General features: G+C 57.1%; 17 protein-coding genes and 1 pseudogene. 11 read left to right on the forward strand and 7 right to left on the reverse strand.

The features are described 5' to 3' along the window. Window positions 1–134: 134 nt before the first annotated feature. The 7 genes from Pla52nx_RS01450 (at window position 135) to Pla52nx_RS01480 (ending at window position 6,430) form a co-directional block, all read left to right on the forward strand. On the forward strand, window positions 135–1,250 hold the full coding sequence (locus Pla52nx_RS01450) for a WG repeat-containing protein (RefSeq protein ID WP_197454160.1): 1,116 nt from the start codon (window positions 135–137) through the stop codon (window positions 1,248–1,250). A gap of 1,359 nt (window positions 1,251–2,609) precedes the next feature. Next, window positions 2,610–3,002 (forward strand): hypothetical protein, encoded by a 393-nt coding sequence (locus Pla52nx_RS01455; protein WP_146517785.1) that lies wholly within the window; start codon window positions 2,610–2,612, stop codon window positions 3,000–3,002. 178 nt (window positions 3,003–3,180) lie between these two features. After that, window positions 3,181–3,525 (forward strand): response regulator, encoded by a 345-nt coding sequence (locus Pla52nx_RS01460; RefSeq protein ID WP_197454161.1) that lies wholly within the window; start codon window positions 3,181–3,183, stop codon window positions 3,523–3,525. Between the two features lie 568 nt (window positions 3,526–4,093). Next, window positions 4,094–4,498 carry a hypothetical protein gene (locus Pla52nx_RS01465; RefSeq protein WP_146517787.1) on the forward strand — a complete coding sequence of 135 codons (405 nt, stop codon included), beginning with the start codon at window positions 4,094–4,096 and terminating at the stop codon, window positions 4,496–4,498. Between the two features lie 145 nt (window positions 4,499–4,643). Next, window positions 4,644–5,090, forward strand: coding sequence for an SMI1/KNR4 family protein (locus Pla52nx_RS01470; protein ID WP_146517788.1), 447 nt, complete (start codon window positions 4,644–4,646; stop codon window positions 5,088–5,090). Between the two features lie 349 nt (window positions 5,091–5,439). After that, complete coding sequence (locus Pla52nx_RS01475; protein ID WP_146517789.1) at window positions 5,440–5,769, forward strand: hypothetical protein; 330 nt, start codon at window positions 5,440–5,442, stop codon at window positions 5,767–5,769. Further along, on the forward strand, window positions 5,744–6,430 hold the full coding sequence (locus tag Pla52nx_RS01480; protein WP_146517790.1) for a transposase: 687 nt from the start codon (window positions 5,744–5,746) through the stop codon (window positions 6,428–6,430). Before Pla52nx_RS01475 ends, Pla52nx_RS01480 begins: the two co-directional genes overlap by 26 nt. A gap of 39 nt (window positions 6,431–6,469) precedes the next feature. Here the strand turns inward: Pla52nx_RS01480 and Pla52nx_RS01485 are convergent, their stop codons facing one another. Both Pla52nx_RS01485 and metG read right to left on the reverse strand, forming a co-directional pair. Continuing rightward, window positions 6,470–7,987, reverse strand: coding sequence for a hypothetical protein (locus tag Pla52nx_RS01485; protein WP_146517791.1), 1,518 nt, complete (start codon window positions 7,985–7,987; stop codon window positions 6,470–6,472). Between the two features lie 107 nt (window positions 7,988–8,094). Further along, window positions 8,095–10,134 carry a methionine--tRNA ligase gene (gene metG, locus Pla52nx_RS01490; protein WP_146517792.1) on the reverse strand — a complete coding sequence of 680 codons (2,040 nt, stop codon included), beginning with the start codon at window positions 10,132–10,134 and terminating at the stop codon, window positions 8,095–8,097. Window positions 10,135–10,455: 321 nt separating this feature from the next. Between metG and Pla52nx_RS01495 the strand changes: the two genes are divergently transcribed. Beyond that, window positions 10,456–11,931 (forward strand): trypsin-like peptidase domain-containing protein, encoded by a 1,476-nt coding sequence (locus Pla52nx_RS01495; RefSeq protein ID WP_231741566.1) that lies wholly within the window; start codon window positions 10,456–10,458, stop codon window positions 11,929–11,931. Window positions 11,932–12,074: 143 nt separating this feature from the next. Here Pla52nx_RS01495 and Pla52nx_RS01500 read toward each other — a convergent pair. Both Pla52nx_RS01500 and Pla52nx_RS01505 read right to left on the reverse strand, forming a co-directional pair. Next, window positions 12,075–12,467, reverse strand: a pseudogene (locus tag Pla52nx_RS01500) (hypothetical protein); the annotation flags it as partial. Between the two features lie 735 nt (window positions 12,468–13,202). Then, window positions 13,203–15,173: a S46 family peptidase gene (locus tag Pla52nx_RS01505; protein ID WP_390620367.1), complete on the reverse strand. Its 1,971-nt coding sequence runs from the start codon at window positions 15,171–15,173 to the stop codon at window positions 13,203–13,205. 396 nt (window positions 15,174–15,569) lie between these two features. Between Pla52nx_RS01505 and Pla52nx_RS01510 the strand changes: the two genes are divergently transcribed. Beyond that, window positions 15,570–16,613, forward strand: a complete 1,044-nt coding sequence (locus Pla52nx_RS01510; RefSeq protein WP_231741568.1) for a glycosyltransferase family 9 protein — start codon at window positions 15,570–15,572, stop codon at window positions 16,611–16,613. Window positions 16,614–16,676: 63 nt separating this feature from the next. On the opposite strand, the gene Pla52nx_RS01515 is transcribed toward Pla52nx_RS01510, so the two are convergent. The 3 genes from Pla52nx_RS01515 to ileS form a co-directional block, all read right to left on the reverse strand. Further along, window positions 16,677–18,602, reverse strand: a complete 1,926-nt coding sequence (locus Pla52nx_RS01515) for a RecQ family ATP-dependent DNA helicase (protein ID WP_146517795.1) — start codon at window positions 18,600–18,602, stop codon at window positions 16,677–16,679. Between the two features lie 88 nt (window positions 18,603–18,690). Then, complete coding sequence (gene purN / locus Pla52nx_RS01520) at window positions 18,691–19,323, reverse strand: phosphoribosylglycinamide formyltransferase (RefSeq protein WP_390620362.1); 633 nt, start codon at window positions 19,321–19,323, stop codon at window positions 18,691–18,693. Then, window positions 19,323–22,859 (reverse strand): isoleucine--tRNA ligase, encoded by a 3,537-nt coding sequence (gene ileS / locus Pla52nx_RS01525; RefSeq protein ID WP_342190324.1) that lies wholly within the window; start codon window positions 22,857–22,859, stop codon window positions 19,323–19,325. The genes purN and ileS overlap by 1 nt, the downstream gene beginning before the upstream one ends. A gap of 374 nt (window positions 22,860–23,233) precedes the next feature. Here ileS and Pla52nx_RS01530 point away from each other — a divergent pair, with 374 nt between their 5' ends. Together Pla52nx_RS01530 and Pla52nx_RS01535 are read left to right on the forward strand one after the other, a co-directional pair. Next, the gene (locus tag Pla52nx_RS01530) at window positions 23,234–24,349 is read left to right on the forward strand and encodes a hypothetical protein (protein ID WP_146517798.1); all 1,116 of its coding nucleotides are present in this window, start codon (window positions 23,234–23,236) and stop codon (window positions 24,347–24,349) included. Between the two features lie 9 nt (window positions 24,350–24,358). Further along, the gene (locus Pla52nx_RS01535; RefSeq protein ID WP_146517799.1) at window positions 24,359–24,679 is read left to right on the forward strand and encodes a hypothetical protein; all 321 of its coding nucleotides are present in this window, start codon (window positions 24,359–24,361) and stop codon (window positions 24,677–24,679) included. Window positions 24,680–24,716: the final 37 nt, after the last annotated feature.

Here is a 24,716-nt window from a genome sequence, read left to right on the forward strand (position 1 = left end):
CTATGAATTGCACGGGAGGACGGGAATCGTGTTTAATGGTCTGCTTGCAGATTTTCCGCCCGTCCCACGTGAATTCTGCCGATCGCCGGGACAACGAAAGCTCAAAGGCAGATCCAGCTCGCATTGCAAAACTGATGTCTGTTCACCGTTTCATCTTCGCTGTATTTGCGATTGCAACCATCGTCGGATGCAAAGATGCTCCCTCGCTGATGATTCCGGACGGTTTGTGGGTTCAGGACGGTGGAGGTGCCGCTCCAAGAATCGCCTTTGTCCGGGACGACGAGTATGGATACCTTGATGCGGCGGGTCGCGTTGCCATCGAACCTATGTACCGTTGGGCCGATGACTTTCGCGACGGCGTTGCATTGTGCAGTTTGAACGGACAAGGCACGATGATTGACGAATCTGGATCGGTCATCGGTACGGTGCCAGCGCATGCCGCAACGTATTTCCGTGCCGACTCGGATCGTGTCTGGTACCAAGTTGGCGAGAAATGGGGGCTCTGCAACTTTCAAGGAGAAGTGCTCATTCAACCGTTGTATGAAGACGTGGATGCGTTCTCCGATTCTCTCGCCCGCGTGAATATCGGAGCGAAGTTAAGATTCCCAGGATTCATGGAGGGGGGAAAGACTGGCTACATCAACCGCAATGGAGAGTCCGTTATTGCCTGCAGCTTCGACGAGTTGGGCTGGGGCTTTCACAACGGATACGCTACGGTCGGCGACGGCCTGATTGATCGGAATGGAGTGATTCAGTTTTCACGAGTTGGGATAGGCTATATTTTCTCGGACGGGGTGATCAACGTCTGCTCGTTCAAGGATGATCCGACGACCGATTACGTTGATGCAACGGGAATGATCAATTTTACAGTCGAGGGGTACGGCGAAGAGTTTGCGGAGGGTTTGGCAGTAGTCTCGGACAACAAACTCGCTGGGTTCGTCGATCAATCGGGAGCATACGTCATTCAACCCCGATTCGAGGACGCCCACTCGTTCAGCAACGGTCTCGCGGGCGTCTCTGTCGGGATGGGACGCTGGGGTTACATCGATCGCAGTGGCAAACTTGTCACGCCCACACACTTCAACGAAGTTCGTCCCGCCGCGAAAGAGTTCGCTATCGCCCATTACGGAGGCACGCAGCAAACTGCTGACGATGGTCCCGTGTGGTGGGAAGGCGGACGCTGGTTGATGATTGACCGGTCTGGTCGCCCACTTGCTGTAATTCGCGAGGATCGGTCTGATGATTGGTAGCCTGACCGATCAATTGAGCTCGGGCGGACGGATAGAGCGAGTTGCGAGCGCCATCGACAGGGCAATCTGTACCCTCGCACAGCCGACGAACCAAGACATGCACGTGCGGACTGGCAAGGTCTGATTGACGAGCGGGGGGAGATCCCGCCTGGGTAACTGCTAGCCACAGGTCCAGTATTGAGTGTTGCAGCGGCTGTACAAGACCGGTGGTCGAAGTCAGTCGTTGAAGCACTGGACTTTTGGGATCGAGACAGGCAGAGAGGTAGGGAGGATGAATGGACGGTGGGTGGTGTGCGCGGCTGTGAAGGGGAATAGCTCCGAAATTTTGTACCTGTTGGCCCCCATCAAATGGTTGCAGTACCCCTGGTTTGTGCATGCCCCAAGGCAACACTCCGCGACGCGTCATTGGCGAGCTTCGTGGAGAGACCCGGAGTCGGCGCCCCGAAGAACGCTTGCTTTTCGCCTTGGTCGGCTCACGCGCGCTGCGCATCACGTCAATCGGGCAACCAGTGAGGACCCTGAGGTTCTTGATCGATCCGCAGCATCCGGCCGTGCCGATTCGAGTATGTCCTAGAAAACGAGGCAAGACGCCTTGCGTCGACTAGAGACACCTCGGTGCGACATGTTTGGGCAAAAAAATGGAAGGGCAAAAAAATGCTCGTGTTCATTCTGAGTCAGCATCTTTTGCCCCTCGCTGTCGTTCCGGCAGTTGCTGTTGGTCATGGTTTGCATGCCGGCAATCGTCTATCGCAAGTCGGCAACATCGGTCGTCAGCAGGTGTCTTCCCGAATCCGGGCGGCCAAGCGTAGAACGGGGCGTACCGTATTTCGTCATGCACAGCATGACCTACAGTGATTCTGGTCCCGCATTTTTTTGCCCAGACTGTCTGTTCTTTGAATTAGCGGTCATCCAGTAGGGCATGCTGTGCGCGATACCATCCGTTCATCGCAAGCCAGCAACACCGAATATCTCCAGGCTTTTTCCACGAATCTAATCGGTCAAGCGTGAAAGCATGGTGTGCCGTGTTTTGTCATGCGGAGCATGACCTACGGTTGCTTCGTTTAACGGACTTGATCGCGATGTCGGGGCAACAAGTGCGTGCGGGAGCCAAGTGAAATCTGGGAGCCGGATGCTGTAACACGGCACGTCCGGATCTACGAGGGGCCGGAGGTCAATGCGGCGTGGTTACAATATTGTGACACCACCAGAGGAAACGGGTGGTAAACAGGGAAAACAAACCGTAACCTAAACCAAAGAGACGCCGGCCTACTCACCGGCAGGACTCAAGACGCCGTTACCCAATGGTCACCTTTCGGTTCGTCCGCCGTGATCCTGGACGCTATCCACAAGGACGTGCGAATGAGATTTGTATCGCTGCTCTTGGCACCCATGATTGTTCTTGGTTGCGCTTCGGTTGGTTCCCCAAAGTTCAAGGTGAACACTCGTGATGAGATGCATGTATCGATCAATGACGCGATCCCAATTGGAACGCCTCTTGCTCGTGCACGCGAGATTATGGAATCCGCTGGGTTCGAGTGTGAGCTGATCCTATCAGGCAGTTTCACAGAGGACATGGGGTTGATAGGTGACGACGGTGATTATCCTGCCGTGGCAAATGCTCGATACCTTCAATGCAAGCGTGCCAATAGCACTGGACTTCTCACTGCGAACTTTTGGACGATTGCGATCGTGTTGGACGATGGGGACAAGGTATCAGAGGTGCTCGTTCGTGTATGGGGCGAAGGTCCGTAGTTTCATTCGCAAATCGTGGATAACCATCGCGTCCACCGGAGAACGCGAGCCACGGTTTTACGCCATCGCATTCTCAAACGCGCGTTCCCCGTGACGCGTAGCGTTCGTCGAGGTAGGCAATCCTCCAATCCCACACAGCAATCTCATGTCTCGGCCTAAACGGATCCTGCTTGCCGGAATGAGCGACGTCGATGTGGACAATATCCGCGAACATCTTTGCAATTGCGATTACCAAATCCGATCGGTCGATGTTGACGTCGATGTTCTTGACCAACTACCTGCCTATCAGCCGCATTTAATTCTGCTCGACATAACCTTGGAAACATTTGATGCATTTGAGCTTTGCAAACGTATCAAACAGGACTCCATGGCCTTGGTTCTGGCTGTAACACCGTTGTGTGCCATCGAGCATATCCAGCGAGCAATTGATTCTGGATCGGACGATTTCCTCAGCAAGCCAGTGCACAGAGTGGAGCTGCGAAAGCGTGTAGAAAGCCTACTGAAGCTCCAGGATTTTGTATGATGGTTTGTGCTTCCCTGTCGCACCAAAACTCGACGAACCATGCGTTGCAACGGAGCGGGTGAATCGGGAGTCTTGGTCATTGGCGAGTCGCTCGCGTCCGCCCGCTGATGCGTAATGATCATCGCGGCCAGTGATCGAGTCCGGTGTGGATGTTGGAACTGATCCGAGTGCTCGATTTCCCCACGGCGAAGTCCAGCGGGTACCCGTGCATGCAGCGTTCCTGGTTCCGGCCGTCGCTCCTTGTACTGCGAAACTCCAAGGCGTACGCTCGGGACGACGATATCGCGTTTGATACCGCAAAGACCACGTTCGCTACTGTGCGTTCTCTCTGATCGGCACGGCGAGTGATCGAGTGCAGAGTGGACGAGGAGCAGGCTCCAGGGTTCGATTGACCCACTGTCGCCCCCCACCGGGTACAATGGCAACGAGCGATCCTGTTTCCAGCCGTCGCTGCTTGTACCGCGATGATCCATGTCGATGCACCCAAGCCGCGGGTGTTGTCGTTACGTACCACAAGAGACCACCGCCGCGGCTGGGTGATCTCTGCGATCGCCGCACTGAATAACACATGGGAGCCAATAACCCTTACAAAACGCCGACCTCGATCGAATCGGTTGAGCCACCTGTCCGCACGGTTCATCCAGACTGGCACTGGATGGTTTCCATGGTTCACGTGTTTTCAGCATTGTCTCTATGGGCGTTGTTCTATTCGTCGCAGGGTGAAGCGGGCTGGAAACTCACCTGCCATGGTTGCTGCTCAATTCGCTTGTTTGACTCCGGCTCAACAGGACTGCGGTTCATGTTGCCACCTTTACTCGCGGTATTGCCGACTGCCGCAACATCACTTCTGTTCTGGTATTTCTATCACAACTGCAATCCCACACGAAAAGCCACGGGCCGGAACTTCGCCTTCCTGCTTGTAGGCATCATCCTTGCAGGCACGAATGCTTCACTGTACGATCCGATTGAATAGTCGCAATCCATGTCAGTGCACGACGCTGGCGAACCATGGATTGCAACGGAGGCCGCGAGTTGACGTTTTTGAAGTGGAGATTCGTCCACGCGGCTCTGCTGAACCCTGCCGTTCGCCCATCGAAGCGTGTCCGCAGCACTCAGTCATGACGATCCGCAACGACCAAGTGCTTGATATTTTCCGAGAACTGCCGGGCCACCGCGGTTGCTCGGAAGGCGAGCTTGATGTTGCTGAGTCACAATTAGGTGTTGAGCTGCCAATGCGATACCGCGAAATGATGCAACTCGACGCGGGACGCCTGTGTGGCGCTGGAATCGTCGCCCCGATCCGCAGGCTGCAAGAATTGCGACAGGACGCGATTGCACTTCTGATTGAGGACGGTCACTCTTACCGACCAGACGCAGACGACGTCGTGTTCGCGTGGGAGGATATCTACGCATTCTACTTTTTCAAAGCGGACGGTAACAACGATCCTCCCGTCATGATGTTCAACTACGACGACTCAGAGCATGATTGGGCACCCGTCATCGCGTATGATACATTGACCACATATTTCACGGATGCCCTGCGTCGATACTTGGATCTGAACTGAGACCGAAGACGAGGGCGAACCATGCGATGCAACGGAGCCGGGCTTGCTAGGTTTCACGAATGGAAAGTCAACCCTCCCGGCCCGCTGATCGCAATTCGTTGAACTTAATCGAGTCTCTGTTGGTTGAGTTTGTGAAGAGTCTGGCAGTGGGTTGCTGATCGTTCTTTGGGGTAAGTTAGAAGTACGCATCCTTGCGGGGAAGGAGGCGTTGGCATCCTTGCCAACCAACTTCAAGCGTTGATTGTGCTTCTTCTTGCATTCGCACACCGCATCTTCTTTCGCCCGCCGCTTGGCCGCAACCGACGGCTGCCTTCTGTGGCCGACTTTGCGGTCGGGAGAGTCGTGTTGCATGAATGACGTATTTGCTGTGTTGATGCTGATGGTTTGGGCGATGGCTTTCGGTTGTGTCGGCGGATTCGCCTACGCCTGCGGCTGTGCGTTAAACGAGATTGTGGATGGCGGCGTGACTGCTCGCTGTGCTCGTTGGGTTAGCGTCTCGGAGAGACGCTGCTATGGTAGCCAGTCAGTCGATTCACCACCGGCACAAGGCCGGATGGAGTTTGTTCCATCGTTGCCCGAGTGTGGGGACACACCAAGGGACGGGGGTAGTTTTGAGTCCTATCGCATGATCAACTGCCTGCTTTGGAGTTACCATGCCACGACAGAAGCGGGCCGATGAAGCTGGCGTTATTTATCACGCGATCAATCGTGGGAACGCTCGTCAGAAGATCTTCCTGAAGCAGGACGACTATGACGCGTTCATTCGAGTGCTGGCTGAGGGATTGGAGAAGTATCCAGTCGAATTGTTTTCGTTTGCACTGATGCCCAATCACTGGCATTTGGTCCTGCGGCCTCAGCAGAACGGGCAAATGGGGCGTTTGCTTCGTTGGGTGACGGCAACGCATTCTCTGCGTTATCACGGGCACTATCGAACTCGCGGCGAAGGCCATCTTTACCAGTCCCGCTTCAAAAGCTTTCCTGTCCAAGACGACACGCATTTCTATGTTTTATGTCGCTACGTCGAACGCAATCCACTCCGAGCGAACTTGGTCAAGCACGCAGAGGATTGGCAATATGGATCACTTTTTCGTTGGAACCAGTCCGCAGAGCCACTTCCGAAAATACTCTCGCGATGGCCGATTCCACGACTGCCCAACTGGGTTCAGCGAGTCAATGAACCGTTGGGTAAAAAGGAATTGGATGCCATTCGCACCTGCGTCAACCGTGGTCGTCCATTTGGTGATGAGCAGTGGACAGATGAGGTTGCGGAAAAGCACGGACTCTGGTTCACGATGCGTCCGGTGGGACGCCCCCGCAAGAAGCGGACGCCAACAAAATGAGGGATCGTCCTGTCAATATTACCCCCGTCCCTTTTTCGACTACGCGGCCCTTCGGTTGTCCGCTTCGTCTTGCCTACCGAAGTCTTCGGGATGCTTGATCAGCTGCGTCGATGGCGACTCAACATCATCGGTTCGCCGACGAAGTTGACGCAGTTCGTTTTCCAGCTCGGCACAACGTTGTGCTTGAGCTTGTGAATTTTGCAATGCTAGGTCTCGCGAACGTTTCAGTCCGGATGCCTGTTGCAGAAACTGAGTTGCCTGGGCCTGAAGTTGCCGTCCTTGCTCATGACACTGGTAACGGGCTCGCACCAGCTCGGATTCCATTTGATCGAAACGCCGCTGCCATTCGTCACTCAAATCGGAATCCTTGACGCGGATCGCATGCTGCAGTGATGCGATTTGATCGGCCAGTTGTGCGTTCTGACGAACGGCGAGTTGATTCTCGTTGGTCTGATGTCCCATCTCAGCATGGGAATCTTCGAGCTGGACGTTCAAATCATTGATCAACGCATTCTTTCGTTCGATCTCAGCATTCGCATCGAGCAAGTCTGTTTCACACTGACTCAGCCGCTCGGCAAGACGATCCACCGTGGACTGCAAACGATCGCATTCGGCAGATACCGATCGCAGGGCATGTTGAGAGTTCACGTCCACGCGATTGCTTTGATCACGCGACTGCGTCAGTTGCTCGTTCAGATGCTTGATTTGAGACTGAAGCTGTTCACGTGTTTGAGTCAGTGTTTCCACTTCGTCTTGCAGTCGCTGCAACTCGGCTTCGTTGCCGGCTTGCGTTTCACTGAGCATGATCGTCGCTGCGGCTTCGCTCTGTTGCAATGCCGATTGCAGTTGACGGTTGGCGGCTCGTTGTTCGCCGAGCAACTCGTGTGTCTTTTGCAGTTCCGCACGGACTTCGTTCAGTTCTTCGGAGTGGTCCTGCGTTGGTTTCGCGAAGTCGTCCAAACGGCTTTGCATCAAGTCCATCTGCAGCAGATGGTTCTCACGTTCAGTCTCCAGAGAGTTGTTTCGCGTCAGGGCTTCGTCGAGTTCGCCCTGGAGCACCGCGATTTGGTGAGTTTGATGGTGGACTACGCTCTGCAAGTCCGAGTGGACCATGGCCAGTTCATCGCAGCGATGATCCAAATCGGCTGCGATCAATTCGCTGGTTTCGTGATCGACACGTAAGATGCGGACGAGTGCAGTGAGTTGGGCGTTGGTCACCGCGAGCCGATCTGCGGCGGCCGTCTTCTCTCGCGCGGTCGCTTCTGCGGCTTCGCATCGAGGTGTTAATCCTTGCAATTCTGCCTGCAACCGCTGGACTCGCAAATTCAGTTCGCGGTTCTGAACGACCAGTGTTTGGTAGGAGTGTTCAAAGGCGGCAATTGTTGTGTGCAACTGTTCCGTCTCGCGTGCGAAACGATGCTCCGCTTCGGCGAGTCGCACGTTGGCGGCGTGCGCCGCCTGATACGCTTCCTCCAATTGCCACGGAGCGACGGGGCGCTGGTGGTAGGAGTGCGAGGCGTCAACGTAACCGCTTGGTTGATTCCATTGAGGATGCATGACGAGTGCCCGTCCCTAGGTCGATCGCAAAATAACCCTCGCGAATGAGGGTTCTTGGCGATGGAAATAGTGAAAAGCACTCGTCAGCGAAAGACCAAACCGAAAAATCAGTGGACGCGTTGACCCGGCTGGGCACCTTCGTCAACGCCCAACACAAAGACTTCCGCGCCCCCTGGGCCGGCGGCCGTGACCATGCCTTCGCTCAACCCGAACCGCATTTTTCGCGGTTGCAGGTTGGCGACCATGACGACCAAGCGACCGATCAACTGCTCGGGGTCGTAGGCGGCCTTGATGCCAGCAAATACCTGACGGCGTTCTTCACCACCCAGGCTGAGCGTCAATTTCAGCAACTTGTTGGCTTCAGGCACATGTTCGGCGGCAACCACGCGGGCGACTCGCAAGTCGACTTTGGCGAAATCATCGATCGTGATTTCCTCGGACAAGGGTTCGTCCTTGAGCGGTTGATCGCTGTCGTTGAACGTGGGCAGGTTATCGGCCGCAGCTTGGGCGTCGGCTTCCGCTTTGCTTTCATCAATCATCTTTTGCAAGTCCTCAGGTTGGATACGTTCCATCATTCGTTCAAATTTCGCCACCGGGATACCCAGCAGCGGCGTTTGGCTTTGTTGCCAGGAGGTGAATTTTTCGCCCAACAAGGCTTCGCACTTGGCGGCCAACGATGGCAGCACGGGTGCGAGGTAGATCGTCAATTGGCGAAACAGGTTCAGCGCGACGGTGCAAACGTCGCGAAGTTCGTCCTGACGATCGGGATCCTTTTTCATCTCCCACGGTTTGGCGTGTTCGACGTAGGGATTGGCAGCGTCGGCCAATTCCATGATCAACCGCATCGCGCGGCTGTAGTCGCATGCCTCGTATGCCTCCGCGATCGCGTCGCCTGCTGCTGCCGCGGCGGCGAACAAGCCGCCGTCGTCTGGGTAGGTTTCCGCGAGTCCGGTGCCCTGTGCGAATTTGCCGACACGGCTGGCCAAGTTAACGACTTTGCCGACCAAGTCGCTGTTGACCTTGTCGGTGAATTCTTCGATCGCCAAGTCGAGATCCTCAACACGCGGGACCAACTTGGTCGCAAAGAAGTATCGCAGGTATTCCGGTTTGGCGTATTTCAAGAAAGTCTCGGCGGTGATCAGCGTGCCGGTCGACTTGGACATCTTTTCGCCGTTGACGTTCAAGAATCCGTGGATATGGACCTTCGTCGGCAAGCTGAATCCGGCGGTCTTGAGCATGCCTGGCCAGAACAGCGTGTGAAAGTACGTGATGTCCTTGCCAATGAAATGGTGGACTTCGCACTGGTCGCTATTCCACCAGTCGCTGAGCTGTTCACCGTTGGCGTCGCACCACTGTTTCGTGCTGGCGATGTAGCCGATCGGCGCGTCGAACCAGACGTACCAGTAGTTGCCCGGCGAATCGGGGATTTCGAAACCGAAATACGGTCCGGGACGGCTGATGTCCCAATCACGCAGTTTGTCCGCCAGAAAATAGCCCTTGAGGTAGTTGGCGGTTTCTTTTTGCAAGGCACCGCTGGACTCGATCCATTCGTCGAGGAAGGCGTGCAGTTTTTCCAGTTCGACGAACAGGTGGACGGCTTCGCGGATCTCGGGTGTCGCTCCGCTGAGCGTGCTCTTGGGATCGATCAGCTCTGTCGGACTGTACGTTGCGCCGCAGACGCAGTTGTCGCCGGGTTGGTCGGGGCGTCCGCAGGTCGGACAGGTGCCTCGCACGAAACGGTCGGCCAAGAATGTCTTGGCCTCGGGGTCGTACAGTTGCTCGATCGAGCGTTCGGCGATCAAATCGGCCTCCCGCAACGCTTTCCAGAATTGCGTGCACACCTCCCGGTTGGCTTCGCTATTGGTGCTGCCGTAGTGGTCAAACTCGATGCCGAAACCGGCAAAATCCCGCTGGTGCTGCTGGCTCATCGACGCGATCAAGTCTTCTTCGCTGCGGCCTTCTTTGCGGGCTCGGATCATGATCGCCGTGCCGTGCGTGTCGTCGGCACAGACGTAGACGCATCGGTTGCCGATCAGTTTCTGAAATCGCACCCAGATGTCGGTCTGGATGTACTCCACCAAATGGCCGATGTGGATCGGTCCGTTGGCGTAGGGCAAGGCGCTGGTGACCAGGAGGCGTCGATTCATGTTCGTGCTAGGTTCCAAGGAATGTCGTTGCGTTGGGCGGATTGTAGTGCTTTGTCCCGATTGAAACATAGGGTTGAGGGTTTGATGCGAATCAAGATCGACGGGCCGTGAAACGCGAAAAACGCCGTGAAACTCAAAAAGAGGCAGTTTCACGCGATTGCTTTGCCATTCGATCTTGCCACCGAAAAGGTCGTCGTCGAGGATCGTCAGCGAGCCCGTTAGGAAATGGGCTCACCCGAAACGGGCCACTCATTGCGGCGACAAGGGAATGTCGTCCAGAGCGACCCTGCGAACGACGACTCAGTCCACGGAGGGACGCAAATGAACGCGCTCAAGTTCACGCAGGCAGCGGTATCGGGCAGCTCAACCGCCCAAAAAGTGTTCCGCGTCGGCATGGCTCACGTTGCCACCGCCGCGGTCGCCTTGCTGGCAATGTTGACCACTTTGCTGAGTTCGCAGACCGCCGAGGCCCAAATCGCCGGTGCCGTGCTGGTCGAGTTCTCCGCCGATCAGTGTCTCAGTTGCCGCGCGATGGAGCCTGTCATCGCCCAATTGGAGAACAGCGGGGTGCCCGTTCGCCGCATCAACGTGGCTCAGGAGCCCGACGTGGCGCGTCGCTACAGCATCGCTCAAACACCAACCTTCGTCGTGATCTCCGGCGGACGCGAAATCGCTCGCTTGGTCGGTCCGCAATCATTGCCCCAGTTACAGAACGCACTGCGGACCAGCACTCGCGGACCACTGGTTCAGACCAATTCCACGATCGCCCAGCCGCCCCAGACCCGTTTGGTCGCGTCGGGCTCTGCCGCAGCGCCGACTCAACTGGTCAACGAAACCGCAAATACGTCGCTGTCGCCCGCCGGCAATTTCCCCGCCAGTGAACCGATGCCATCGGTGTCGATCGCTCAGGCGGTCCAAGTCGCCCAAGCAGCAACGGTTCGGTTGAAGGTGCACGACGGACGCGGTTACGGCGCTGGAACGGGAACGATCATCGACACCCATGGCGAAGAAGCCTTGGTGATGACATGCGGTCACCTGTTTCGTGAAACAAAGGGGCAGGGAAAGATTGATGTCGAGCTGTTCGTCGGCGGCCAAGTCAAAACGGTCCCTGGAACGGTCGTCGACTATGACTCGGAGAATCGAGACATCGCTTTGGTCGCCATCCGTCCTGGCTTCGCCGTCCAATCGGTGAAGGTCATCGGGGCGGGCGAAGTTCCTCAAACCGGACAGTCCGTATTCAGCTTTGGTTGTGATCACGGCGACGATCCGTCGCGTCGCGACACACGCATCATCGCGGTGGACAAGTACAATCAAGAGGTCGGTGCAAGCAATCTCGAGATCGCGGGCGCTCCGGTCGACGGACGCAGTGGTGGCGGTTTGTTTGATGCGGCAGGTCGTTTGATCGGTGTCTGCAACGCCGCTGACTACAAAAGTGACACCGGGTTCTACACGGGACCGGGCAGCATCCACTGGCAACTCGATCGCATCAATCTGTCCCATCTGTATCAAGGCCAACCGTCCGCCGCCGGAGTGAACCCGGCGATGGTCGCGGCCAATAACGCTCAGCAACCGCCGCCCGCGTTGGCGATGGCACCGACGACACCCATGGCCGGTGCTGTTCAACCGCGGGCGTCAATGGATCCAAGCATCATGCGAGCATCGGCGACCGCACCGATTGGCAGCCGCGAAGTCATCGTGATCGTGCGTGACCCCAATCACCCCGAAGACAGCCAGGTGATGACGATCCGCCAACCAACAGCTGAGTTGATGCACATGCTGCAAAGCCACGCACGATGAATGTCGCCGGCTCTGCCCGATCGATAGCGTGCCCCGACGTCCGTCTGGCAAGTGCCCAACTGTCGCTCATCCATTCTGGCGTGGATAGTGTACCGAAACGGGCACGCGATCAAAGTGGAGCGTCGAACCACCGTGCTTGACGCCTAGCCTCGCGAACGCAGGCGATTCTGCAGTGATGCCAGAAGCGATTTCAACGTCTGCTCGGTCATCGTCGTGAGTTCCTGCGTCGACTGTTCTGATTCATTCAAAATCCCCTGGAGTGTTTGAATCTTTCCAACCAGAACACCACGAGCCTCTCCGCGAGCCTCTCCACGGGCCTCTCCACGGGCCTCACCACGAGCCTCTGCAGCTTCCAGACGTGATTGCTCGTCCCGCTGGAGTTTCAATCTCGCTTCGTAAAGGTCTCGATCATCTGGTGTTCGCGAAATCATCTCAAGGACTCTTGCGGCTTCGGTAAAAACGGGGTCGACCAGACAGGATGTCAATTCCGCGATCGATAGATATGCCGCTCGCCGGAAAAAATGCACCCATTGCTCAAGTGGATCGTGATCTCGGGATGATCTTGGCTACCGTCGGAATCCACGATGACTCCTCGCTTTGCTCGCTGGGGTCAGCGTCTCGGGGACGCACGGTAAACAATTGTCGCTCGACTTTCCAAGTCGATAGCGTTCTCCGCTGTACGTTGTCGACTCGGGGAACGTGAAAAGTATTGTTGCTGCATATGACCGTGAAGCGGTCACAGACGGTAGTCGGCGATAGAGCGCAGCGATCATCGCCGGTTCATTCTTCACGTTCCCAGCAATCCCCTCAGTCGCGGATGCGACGACAGCATACAGCCTGGGGCGCGAGCCCCAGGTGAACACCGCCCGACGCCGCCAACAAGCCGCGGAGCGGCGACAGATTGCATCCGGACCACCGCGTGCTGTGGGCTACGCCAAACGTTTTTTGCTGTCGCTGCTCCGCAGCTTCTGGGCGGACTCGCTTGCAGAAACATGGGGTTGGCACCCCATGCTGTATGCTGTCGCTGCTCCGCAGCTATCGGAGCTAACCCGGCGTGCGCTGGCTTCGCCGCGACCCCAGGCTATGTTGTTGACCACTTCGTGGTCGGTTTGGAGAATAAGTGTCCTCTCCCGTTGCCAAAATCACGCGAAGCGATGATTGCTAAGTGGATTTCGCGACACTTATTTTCCGCACGTCCCGAGAGTCGAACGACAATCCGCAAGCGGTAACTTATTAATCGCACGTCCCGGAGAGACGCTGCTACGTGTGGTTTACTTGCCGATTGAATCGGCGAGTTTTTCGGCGTGGTAGATGCTTCGCAGGGCTTCCAGGATTCCCACTCCAGAGACGCTCACCGAACGGGCTTGCTGGTCCGTGTAGAGATAGTCGCTGGTCAAGCTCTGGATGTTGCCATCGAAAATCAATCCGACCAGCTCACCGGCTCGATTGACCACCGGCGAACCGCTGTTGCCGCCGATGATGTCTGCGGTGCAAACAAAGTTCAATTGGGTCTCCAGATTGAGTGAATCCTTGGCCTTCATGAAGGACTCGGGCAAATCGAAATCGGTTTGACCCTTATGAGCTTCCGCATGAGCAAACGCGCCGGCGAAATCGGTTGCCGGTGGAATGTGCTCTCCGTCTTGCTCGTAGGATTTCACCACACCGAACGCCAGTCGCAGCGTGAACGTCGCGTCGGGATAGCCGCTGGTGCCTTCGATCGCGGTCTTGGCCTGCATGATCTTGGCGTACGCTTGGCGTTCCCGCTCGTCCAACTCTTCGTTGATCGCACGGATCTCGCGATACTCGGGCTCCAGCAATTTGGCCAACGCGATCATCGTGTCGGTCGACTGATCGATCGTGGATTGATCGCCATCAAGATAGGGCTGGCGGTTGGCTGCGACATCCAGGTTGGTGCCTTCGATCAGTTCGGCCGCACGCATTCGCGGGCTCCTGCCGTCGAGGATCTTACGAACCAGTTCGTCGTCTCCGCCTCGCAACTCGGTCAAACGGGCCAGTTCATCAGCCAGCTTGACGCGTTCCAAGTCGCGGTACACGGGGGCTTCGCTGGTCAGCTCTTGCAGCAACGATTCACGACCAGCTTCGTTGAACTCACGCAAACGATCACCGTCCGGCTTGGCGTCTTCTGCAGCTCGCAGCACCAGGGTGAGTGCGAGGTCGAAAAGATGGCTACGCAAGCTGACGGTGCGACGCAGCATCTTGGCCTTTTCCGTTTGAACCGCCGCGATCTCCTGCCAAGCCGCAGCGGCATCTGCTTCGTCGCTCGCTTTGATCTTTGCCAACAACTCGGCTTCGCTCTCGCGCTTCATTGCCAGGGTGGCGGGGTTTTGCAATCCGCCCAGCATGCCCGTGTAGGCTTTGCGCGAGTTTTGCACGCCGAACAATTCGTCACGCGCCCGACGAGTGGCTTCCGCACCATCGAGTCCGAACTGCTGCAACATGATCTCCTTGCGACGCAGGTAATCCAGCACGTAGGGCAAGCGATCGTCACGCAAATACTTCAGGGCGGCGGCGGTGTAAATCCGTTGAGTGCGACCGGGGTTGCCGCTGACGAAAACCAAGTCTCCTTCGGCAACCGGTTTGTCGCTCCAGCGGAGGAAGTTCGTCAGTTGGGCTGGTTTGCCGTTTTCGTAGACTCGCATGATCGTGGCGTCCATGCAGTAACGTGGATATTCAAAATTGTCCGCGTCACCGCCAAAGAATGCAGCGGCGGTTTCGGGAGCCCAGACCAGTCGCACGTCGGTGTATTTCTTGTAACGGTACAGGTGATACTTGGCTCCGCCAAAGAGCGTCACCACATCACTTCGCAAATCGGTTTTCTCAAGCGATTCGGCTTCGATGGACGCGATCACCGCGCGTCGTTGCTTGGCCGCATCGGTCGCGGATGCATCCGCCGCGACCGACGCGTTGACCCGATCCGTGACGTCTTCGATGGAAACAAGTTGATTGAGCTCCAAGTCCGGCGCGGCCAACTCTTCGTCGAGCGATTTGGCCAAATAGCCATCATCGATCAGATTTCGCTCCGGCGTGCTTAATTTGTGCAAGGTGTCACTGGCAACATGGTGATTGGTCAACACGAGGCCGTCGCTAGAAATGAACGATCCCGACCCGCCGCTGTTGAATCGTACGGACGAGAGTCGCAGGTGATCGGCCCACTCGGTGGTGGGCTCGAATCCATGCCGTGACTTGAGCAACTCCGTCGGCAAGTCGTTGAACAGATACATGCCTTCGTCGCCCCGGCAAAGCACGGGGGTGACCAGTAACGCACAGAAAACAATCAGGCGATGGAAGCAATTCATGGTGATGAAAAACGGGGTTTTGGGTGTTTGGAATGTCGTGGAAACCACACCGTTAGCATAACGATTTGCGTTCAAATCGGGTGCAGTGTGAAGGAACGCAATCCCTGGAACGCTAGCATTCAGCATGTGGGGCAGGTTTGTAACCTGCCAATTGGAGGACAGCAGGTTGAAAACCTGCTCCACAGAATGATAGGGGAAGAAAACGGCACCTCTTTTCGACTCGCGGCGAAGCGATCTGGCGATCCGGGACGTGCAGCCGGTAAAGTGAGGCTCTGATTTCACGTCAGCGTGACCCCCACTGCACTGCGAAGGATCGCTGTGATGACCAGCCAAACTCCTCATCGGATACTGATTTCGCGAATGAGCGCCATCGGCGACGCGATTTTGACGCTGCCTGTTGCCTGCGCGCTTCGCCAAGCGTTCCCGGACGCCTACTTGGCCTGGGTGGTTGAAAAGAAGGCGGCACCAATGGTGAGAAATCACCGGGCACTTGATGAAGTCGTCGTGCTGGAACGTGGCTGGTTCACTTCGCCCAAAGCCATCCGTCAAACCCGCAATCAGCTGCGTGCGTTGCAGTGCGACATCGCCATCGATTGCCAAGGCATGACGAAATCTGCGTTGGCGTGCCGTCTGTCGGGAGCAAGCCGGCGGATCGGCTACAAAGGCAAGCACGCGCGTGAGCTGAGTCGGTGGATGAACAACGAGACCGTTAACCCGGTCTTCAGTCATCTGACCGACCGTTCACTGGAGTTGCTGACACGACTGGGGATCAATACGCCTCAAGTACAGTGGGATTTGCCGATTCCGGATACGGCACGAATGTGGGCTCATCGATACCGCCGAACCATCGCCAGCGATCGTTTGGCGATCCTGAATCCTGGTGCGACGTGGCATTCCAAACGATGGGAGCCAGAACGATTCGGACAAACGGCACGCTACTTGGCCGATCGTTATGGGTACGCATCCGTTGCGATCTGGGGCAATGACCTGGACCGCGAGATGGCCGAGACGATCGTCGCGACTTCGGGCGGTGCGACCGTGTTGGCACCCGATACCGACTTGCATCATCTGGCGGCATTGATTTCGACATCGAATCTGTTCATCAGTGGTGACACAGGACCGTTGCACATGGCGGTTGCAGTGGGAGCATCAACCATCGGGTTGTACGGGGCAACGCGTCCCGGTGATTGCGGACCGTACGGGCAAGTCGCTCTGCAAAAGGCGTACGAGTCGGGCTCGGCCAAACAACGACGCCGGGCCGACAACACGGCGATGAAAGCCATCCAGGTCGAGGATGTGTGCGAAGTCGTCGATCAATGGCACGCCAAGACGCTGGGCCAATTTCCTGTCGCCAAAGCGGCGTGAATTTGAAAAACACGTAGCCGCGTCTCTCCGAGACGCGAAATTACGAGTCTCGGAGAGACTCGCCTAGGTGAGTGCCGCGACTTGTTTGAGTACGTGCTCGAACGGGATGTGGGAGCAGACGCCGTAGTAAGGATTGCGAGTCAGCCGAGCGCGGGTCATTTGGGGAGACGAAAGTCCACACAGAAATCTCGCTTGCGCGCGGGCGGAGTCCATGTGCTGTGGATACTTTTGCCTTAAACCTGTCAATGCGGTCAGGACAGCGGTGCCGAGATTGCGAAGGGGCAGTTGCGGGATTTCAAAGGGACCTTCGCCCAAACACGCACTGCATCGACCACAATCTCCCGCGGCGGTTTCGCCGAAATGACTCGCCAATGCTGCCGATTGGCAACTCATCGCTCGGGCGATTTCAAACACTGCGTCCAATCTCTCGATCTCACCCGACTCTCTCTGGGCGAGCTGATCATAAAACTGATCGGCCATCTCGGCGGGTTTATCGATGCGCCTCGTCCATCGGTAGCCGTGGACCAAATCACTGACCTGGACTTCCAGCCAGCCTTGCTCGGCCATGAAGTCGACGGCTTTGACGATTCGCTCTCGCGGTTGATTCAACTGTCGCGACGCTGCGACCATGTTGAGCGTGAACCAAGTGCGTGACTTGGTCAGTTGTCCCAGTACGCCGGCAACAAACTGACGTCGCTCGCCGTCGAAATTTGCCAAGATCGCTTTGGATGTCACCAGCGGCTTGACTTTGTACGAATCGTATCGCGGCGCGATCGCCTCCAGATATCCATCGAGTTCCAAGTACGTCAGCAACGTGCGAACGACAAGGATGCGAATGTCGGTGTCGTAGGAAAGACGATAGTGGGAAACAAAGAACGAGTCGGCTTGGCCGGACAAGATCTCGATGAACCGTCGCACACTCTCTCGCGATGGCGTGTCACCGTACGTAAAGTTTTCCAGCACGATACGATCATCTGGGACGAGTAGGATCTCGCAGATGCTGTCGACTCCGTCGCGACCGGCGCGACCGATCTCCTGGGCGTAGGCCTCAAGCGACTTGGGCGGATTGAAATGGTACACGTAGCGGATGTTGGATTTGTCGATTCCCATCCCGAACGCAATGGTGGCGACGATGATGCCGTTGTCCGATGACAAGAACTCCTGTTGGATCTCGGCGCGTTGCTCTGATTCCAGCCCGGCGTGATAGGCAACCGCGTCGATCCCGTCCTCGGTCAGTCGCTCCGCGATTTCCTCCGCTGTTTTCTGCAACGACACATAGACCACCGTTGCACCGCGTGGTCGCGACTCGATACGGGATTTCAGCGTCGCGTAGTGCTCCGATGAATTCACGACGCAACTGCGCAGTTGCAGGTTGGAGCGGTGAAAGGGAGTCCGGATCGCGTCGTCGTCCTGAATGTCGAACGCTTGCTGGATGTCCGCCAAGACCGCCGGGGTGGCCGTGGCGGTGAGTGCGAGGATGCGACCGACGGAAAGCCGTTTGGCAAGCTCGGCCAGTTTGAGATAGTCGGGGCGAAAGTTGTGTCCCCACTGACTGATGCAGTGTGCTTCATCGATCGCGAACAAATCGATCTTGAGCGAACCCACCGATGCGATGAATCGTTCGTTGAAGAAACGTTCGGGCGCGACATACAGCATTTTGATCTCGCCCTGACGCACACCGCGCATGGCGTCGCGGAACTCGGCGACGGAGAGGCTGGAGTCCAGTCGCGCGGCGCCGATCCCACGTGCTTGCAGGGCGTCGCACTGGTCTTTCATCAATGCGATCAGCGGTGAGACGATGACCGTGGTGCCCTCAAGCAACTGGCTGGGCAGTTGGTAACAAAGACTCTTGCCGCCGCCGGTGGGAAAGACGGCCGCAACGTTTTTTCCCTGCAAGAGTCGGGAGATGACGTCGGACTGTCCATCACGAAACTCATCGAGCCCGAAACGTTGACGAAGGATCTGTCGAGCGTCGTTGATGTCTGACATGGTGTTGCCCCTGGAAAGTACGTCAGCCTTTGTGGACTGAAGGTTCGGATGTACGTCAGCCTTTCTAGGCTGACAGTTTGGGGGTATGTCAGCCTGGAAAGGCTGACGTACGAAAGGCTGACGTACTGGGTGGATGTGCGGCGAGTTTGCGGAGGGCTTCGGGCAGCGCCTCGCATTCTTTCTCGAACACACGGGCGGCCAAGCGATCGGCGGTGTCGTCGGGCAGCACCTCGCAAGATTTTTGCAAGATGATCGGGCCGTTGTCGTAGTGATTGTCGACAAAGTGCACGGTGCAGCCGCTGATGGTGACCCCGCGATCGATGGCGGCTTGATGCACGTGATGTCCGAACATGCCTTGACCGCCGAACGCGGGCAAAAGTGATGGATGGATGTTGATCACGCGATGATCAAAATCATCCGGAATCAAGACGTGTTTTAGGAAACCCGCCATGACCACATAACGGGCACCGGACTGACGAACCGGCTCAAACATGGCTTGGCTGTATTTCGCCTCCTGATCGCCGAACTGTGATTTGCGAACCACCAATGTCGGAATACCCGCGTCTTGCGCGATCGTCAGACCGCGTACGTCGGATCGGCTGCTGATGACCAAACGCACATCGATCGGCAAGTCATGCTGATCGCGATGCAGCAGCAGGTTTTCCAGCGTGCGTCCTCCTCCACTGAGGAAGACAGCTATGGGCAGGGGCGAGCTGTTCATCACGCGCCAGCCTTTGCCGCGTTACAGATCTGGACGTACACGTCACCGTGTTCACAAGCAACACTTTCGACGCCATCCAGAGCGGTGGTCGTCAATTCGTCGGCCAGCGTTTCGCCCATGATCAGCTCACGATGCTCGGACATCGCCAAGGCGACTTCATCGGACTCACTGATCACGGCCACGCGGATGCGATCGGTGTACTGACAATCGATCGCCTTGCGTTGGCTTTGCACCGTGCGGATCAAATCCTTGGCGATGCCTTCGCGTTGCAGTTCCGGGGTGACCTCGGTATTGAGCACGACCACGCACTGGGTGCCTTGCGCTGCGGCCCAGCCCTCTTTGGCTTGCAATCGGATCTCGATGTCTTCGCTGTCAAGCTTCAGTTCACCCTCGGGCAGAGCAAGTGTGACAAAGCCCGTGCTTTGCAATTCGGCCAGCAATTCATTGCCATCCGCGGTGGCGAGCGTCTTTTTCACCAGCGGGATCTGTTTGCCGACCTTTGGTCCCAATCGTTTGAAATTGGGGACGACCGTGTACTGGACGTATTCTTCGCCGGCGGTCGTGTAGTGAACCGCTTTGACGTTGAGTTCCTCGCGGACCAACGCGTCGTGACTTTGCAGCCATGCTTGCTTGGAGTCGTCGGTCAGAATCACCGTGACCTCGGCGAGCGGCAGTCGCACCTTGAGCTTTTCGTTGGCACGTGCGGCGCGACCCAAGGAAGCGATCTCACGCAGCAGGTTCATCGATTCGGAAAGCTCCCGGTCGATGCGATCGGGAATGCTGGTGGGGTAGTCGCAGAGGTGAACGCTGGCCAGTGGCTTGGTTGCCGACTGAGCGAACGGTCGCGTCAATTGTTGCCAAAGGGTCTCGGACAGGAAAGGAACAAACGGTGCGACGAGCTTGGTCAGCTCCAGCAGTGTTTCGTACAGCGTCCAGTACGCGTCATGCTTGTCCGGTGCATCGGCATCGCTGGCCCAGAAACGATCGCGACTGCGGCGGACGTACCAATTGCTCAATCCGTCCAACAAACGTGTGATCGCTTGACAGGCATTGAAGTTGTCCAGTTGATCCATCCGCTCCGTGACGATCTGGATCGTTCGGTTCAATTCCGAAAGGATCCAGCGGTCGATCTCACTGCGCTGCGATGCCGGGCGATACTTGGGCGCCGACGCGAGGCTTGCTGGCGAGAGTTGCTCGTCCGCACCGGTCGCGGCGGTCGGATCAAACCCGTCGATCTCGGCGTAGATGGTAAAGAAACTGAAGGTGTTCCAAAGACGCAGCAGGAACTCGGGGATGGAATCCTTGATCGATTGCTCGGCGTAGATGATCGAGTTCCACGGCGCTTGATTGGCAAAGAAATACCATCGCAGGGCATCGGCACCGTAGCGGTCAAAGATTTCCTCGGGGCTGCGATAGTTTCGCAAGCTCTTGGACATTTTGCCGGTCTGCTTGGTGAAGTTCTTCCCCTTGTGATCCTTCGTTTCCTCTTCGCTCAGAACGATCGTCTTCTTGTCATCGTCGTTGTTCTCCCACCATTGCGAGAGCATCAGTCCCAGCACGATGCAATTGCGGAACGGATGCGGAAACGCTTGATCGGCGATGCCGAGTTGCGATGGATCGATGCCGGTCGAGCCGGGTTCGACGACCGAGGCTCCTTCGCCAAAGAGCATCGTGCTGATCGCCAGTTGGCTGTAAAACCATCCGCGGGTCTGATCGATGGCTTCGCTGATGAAATCGGCGGGGAACTGCGAGCGGAACGCGGCATCGTTTTGGTGTGGCCATCCCCACTGGGCGAAGGGCATCGCGCCGCTGTCGTACCAGCAATCGATGACTTCGCTGACCCGACGCATGCGTGAGCCGTCGGCGAAGGGCGAATCATAGGTGACCGCATCGATGTACGGTTTGTGAACTCGCAAGTCGTCGACCAACTCGGGGTTTTCTTGTTTGGCGGCCAACCAGACTTGGGTGCCGTCGATGCCTGGTTTTTCGAGCAGTTCCTCGTAGCTGCCGACCGCTTCCATCCGTCCGGTTTCGTCACATACCCAGATCGGCAGCGGCGTGCCCCAATAGCGTTCACGCGAGAGCGCCCAGTCGACATTCGACTCCAGGAAATTGCCAAAGCGTCCGTCGCGGATGTGTTCGGGTTGCCAACCGATCTGCGAATTGTTTTTGAGCATCATGTCGCGAAAACGCGTCGTTCGGATGAACCAACTGCGTCGCGGGTACTGGATCAGGGGATCGTTGTCGTCGCGCCAGCAGAACGGATAATCGTGCAAGTATTGTTCTTGCAAGAACATCAAACCGCGTTCCTTGAGGTCACGCGAAATCGGTTTGTCGGCGTCCTTGACCCAAACCCCGATCAAATCCTCCGAGACGGCTTCGGTGAACTTACCGTCGGGTCCGATAGCGCAGAGCAGATCGGGCTGCTGTCCCTCGACGAATCGTTGACGCTGGGTGTCGTAAACTTCATAGTCGACTTCGCCGAACGCGGCGGCTTGGTGAACGATGCCCGAACCGCTGTCGGTGGTGACGAAGTCCGCGGAGACGACTCGCCAGTAGTGGTAGTCTTGCGTTTGATCGCCGTTTGGCTCGACCAGCTCGCCGGTGACTTCACCGAGTGTCTTGTAGTATCCGTCCATCGGTGGGACGTAACGCAGACCGATGAGGTCTTTGCCCGTGCAAGTCTCGATCGTCGTGAGTTCCCGTTTGCTCTTCTTGGCGATCGTTTCCACCAGCGCGGTAGCGATGTACAGCTCTTTGCCCGACTCGGGGTCACTGACCAGTGAGTACTCCAGTTCGGGATGCACGGCAGCGTACATGTTGCTGGGTAGCGTCCACGGAGTGGTGGTCCAGACCAGCAAGCTGCGATCGGGTTGATCGACCAATGGAAAAAGCACGTACACGCTGGGGTCGGCAACGTTGCGGTACCCCTGGCCGACTTCGCCCGCAGACAAGGCGGTACCGCCCTGAGCCCACCACCAAACGATCTTGTGTCCTTGGTAGAGCAGTCCGCGATCGAAGAGGTTTTTGAGGCTCCACCAAACGCTTTCGACGTAGGACTGATGGTAAGTCACGTAGGCCTTTTCCAGGTCGACCCAGAAACCGAGCCGTTTGGTCAGCCGCTCCCACTGTTGCATGTAACGCCAAACACTTTGTTGGCATTTTTGGATGAAAGGCTCGACCCCGTAGGCTTCGATTTCCTCTTTGCTGTGGATGCCCAGTTCCTTGCCCACCTCGACTTCGACGGGCAATCCGTGCGTGTCCCAGCCGGCTTTGCGCTCACAGCGAAATCCCCGCATGGTCTTGTAGCGGGGGAACACGTCCTTGATTGCCCGGGTCAGGCAGTGTCCGGGGTGGGGCATGCCGTTGGCCGTGGGGGGGCCTTCGAAAAAAACGAAGGGCGGCGAGTCGGCGCGGCGACGCAGCGATTGCTGGTAGATGTCGCGTTGCTCCCAGAACTCCAGGATTTGTTCTTCCAGTTCGGAAAACCGGGGGCTGGCGGCAGCGGCTTGAAAGGGAGAACCGGAGTCTGGCATGGGAGGACGCGAATCGAGTGTCGAGAGAGGAAGTCAGATCGGCGAGGCCGAGTCGGCATGTCGGCATGCCGGGCGGATGGCAATTGTACCGTTTGCCCATGACTTGACGACCGCACCGAGCGGGTGACTTGAGAGTGTCCAGTTCGACTTGCCGGGTTCGCTGGGAATTCTTTGCTTTGGGGCAATGCCCTCATTCCAAGGCGAAATGGCCCCTTGGGCAGCCCCATTCGCATGGAACTTAAATGCAATGAATTTGCGTACTCATTCCTTTTGCGATAATCATCACAGACAGTCATGCGGCTGGGTTCGTTTCAAGGGGGGGGGCCTCGGTCGCAGCAGTGGTCTCCCCCTGCTCACCACCAGGAGTTCCATTCATGTTTCATCGGATCTTTCGTCCGTCATCGATCGCTGGGGGCTGGTCCACTATCAGGCGGCGCAGCACCGCGATCGCAATGGCGGGGGTCGCGTTGTCGGCATGCTTGATGCCGCTGGCATCGTCTTCGGCCCAAACGCTCACACCGATTCCGTTGTCAGCGTCATCAGATGCAGCGTCGACCGTTGTAACGGACTCAGGCTCCCTGCAGCGGGTACCCTCCACGATCGCGAATCTCAAGAAGCGATCGGAGGACCTCAAGCAGCACTCGATCGCCAAGTACAAGGAGCCGCTGGAGGCGATCAAGCAGTCGATCAACTCGGGCGTGAATGAGTTGATCCACCTGCGTAGCGAGTTGGCTGCGGACCCGACCAACAAACGCAAGTACGCGGAGTTTGAGGATAAGACGTCACAGGTTCTCAGCGAGTTGCACCAGGGCATGCAAACGTTGCTCGACGGGGAGCCGGTGGTCCAGCAAGCGATCGATGACACGCTCAATGACGTTCGCAGCTACCTCGAAAAGCAACAGCAGAGAGAAGCGACGGCGATTGCGGCGGCACAAAAAAGCGAAGGGGAAGCCAACCGTTTGGACGCCGATCTGCAACAGGCGGCATCCAAGATCGGCCCGTTGTTGGCTGCTGGTCGTGAACTGCCACCGGAGATCGATGTCCAAGTGGCGAAAGTGGACTCCAGTCTGAAGGCCGCGCGTCAATCAGCCGAGATTCAACGTCACACCGCCAAGCGAATGGCGGAGACTCGTGAGCGATTGCTGAACTTGGCCAAGAGCCTCGAGCAAAAGAAGCACAATCTGGATCTCGCCTACAGTCGAGTCGCCGATCAACAGTCGGTGCTGGACCGCTTGGTCCAATACCGCCAAGCGATCTTGGACGGCCGTGTCCAGGAGGAAGAAGTGATCGGGCTGCGAGAAGTCGTTGAAGGAACGATGCAAGGTCTGGAAGACATCGACTTTGATTTCACCGGTGAACTGTACGTCGAGAGTGACGGTTCGCGATCCGATCAGGATGCCTACCAGAACGCTGGCATGCACGAAGGCAAAGACATCTTGCTCAAACGCTACGAAGCGAGCAAGAGCGTCGTTTCGGTGGAGGGTCTGTAAATGAGGATCGTGGGGAAAACCATCCTTCTCGTCTTCGTCGGCTTGGTCGGTGTCGTGGGCTGGTCCCGCCGGAGCCGCATTCAAGACGTCGTCAACGAGAAGCTAAGTGAGTGGCGGTCGGGCGAATCCGTTGTCGTTCCGGCGGCAGACGAATCGTTTGTGAGAGCACCCGCGGTGCTCGATGAACACTCGGCGTTGCCGCTGCCGGCGGACGACCTGACGTTGCAAAAACTGATCCAGTGGCGCGACGCATTGAATCGGACGAAGCCGTCAGACGCCAGCGACCCCGGCTCCATGGACAGCCTGGACTTTGCCGTACGCGTCGACTGACACGTGCTTCGTGGCAACTTTTCAAAAACCAACTCCT

This window comes from Stieleria varia (genome assembly GCF_038443385.1).
GTDB classification, from domain to species: domain Bacteria; phylum Planctomycetota; class Planctomycetia; order Pirellulales; family Pirellulaceae; genus Stieleria; species Stieleria varia.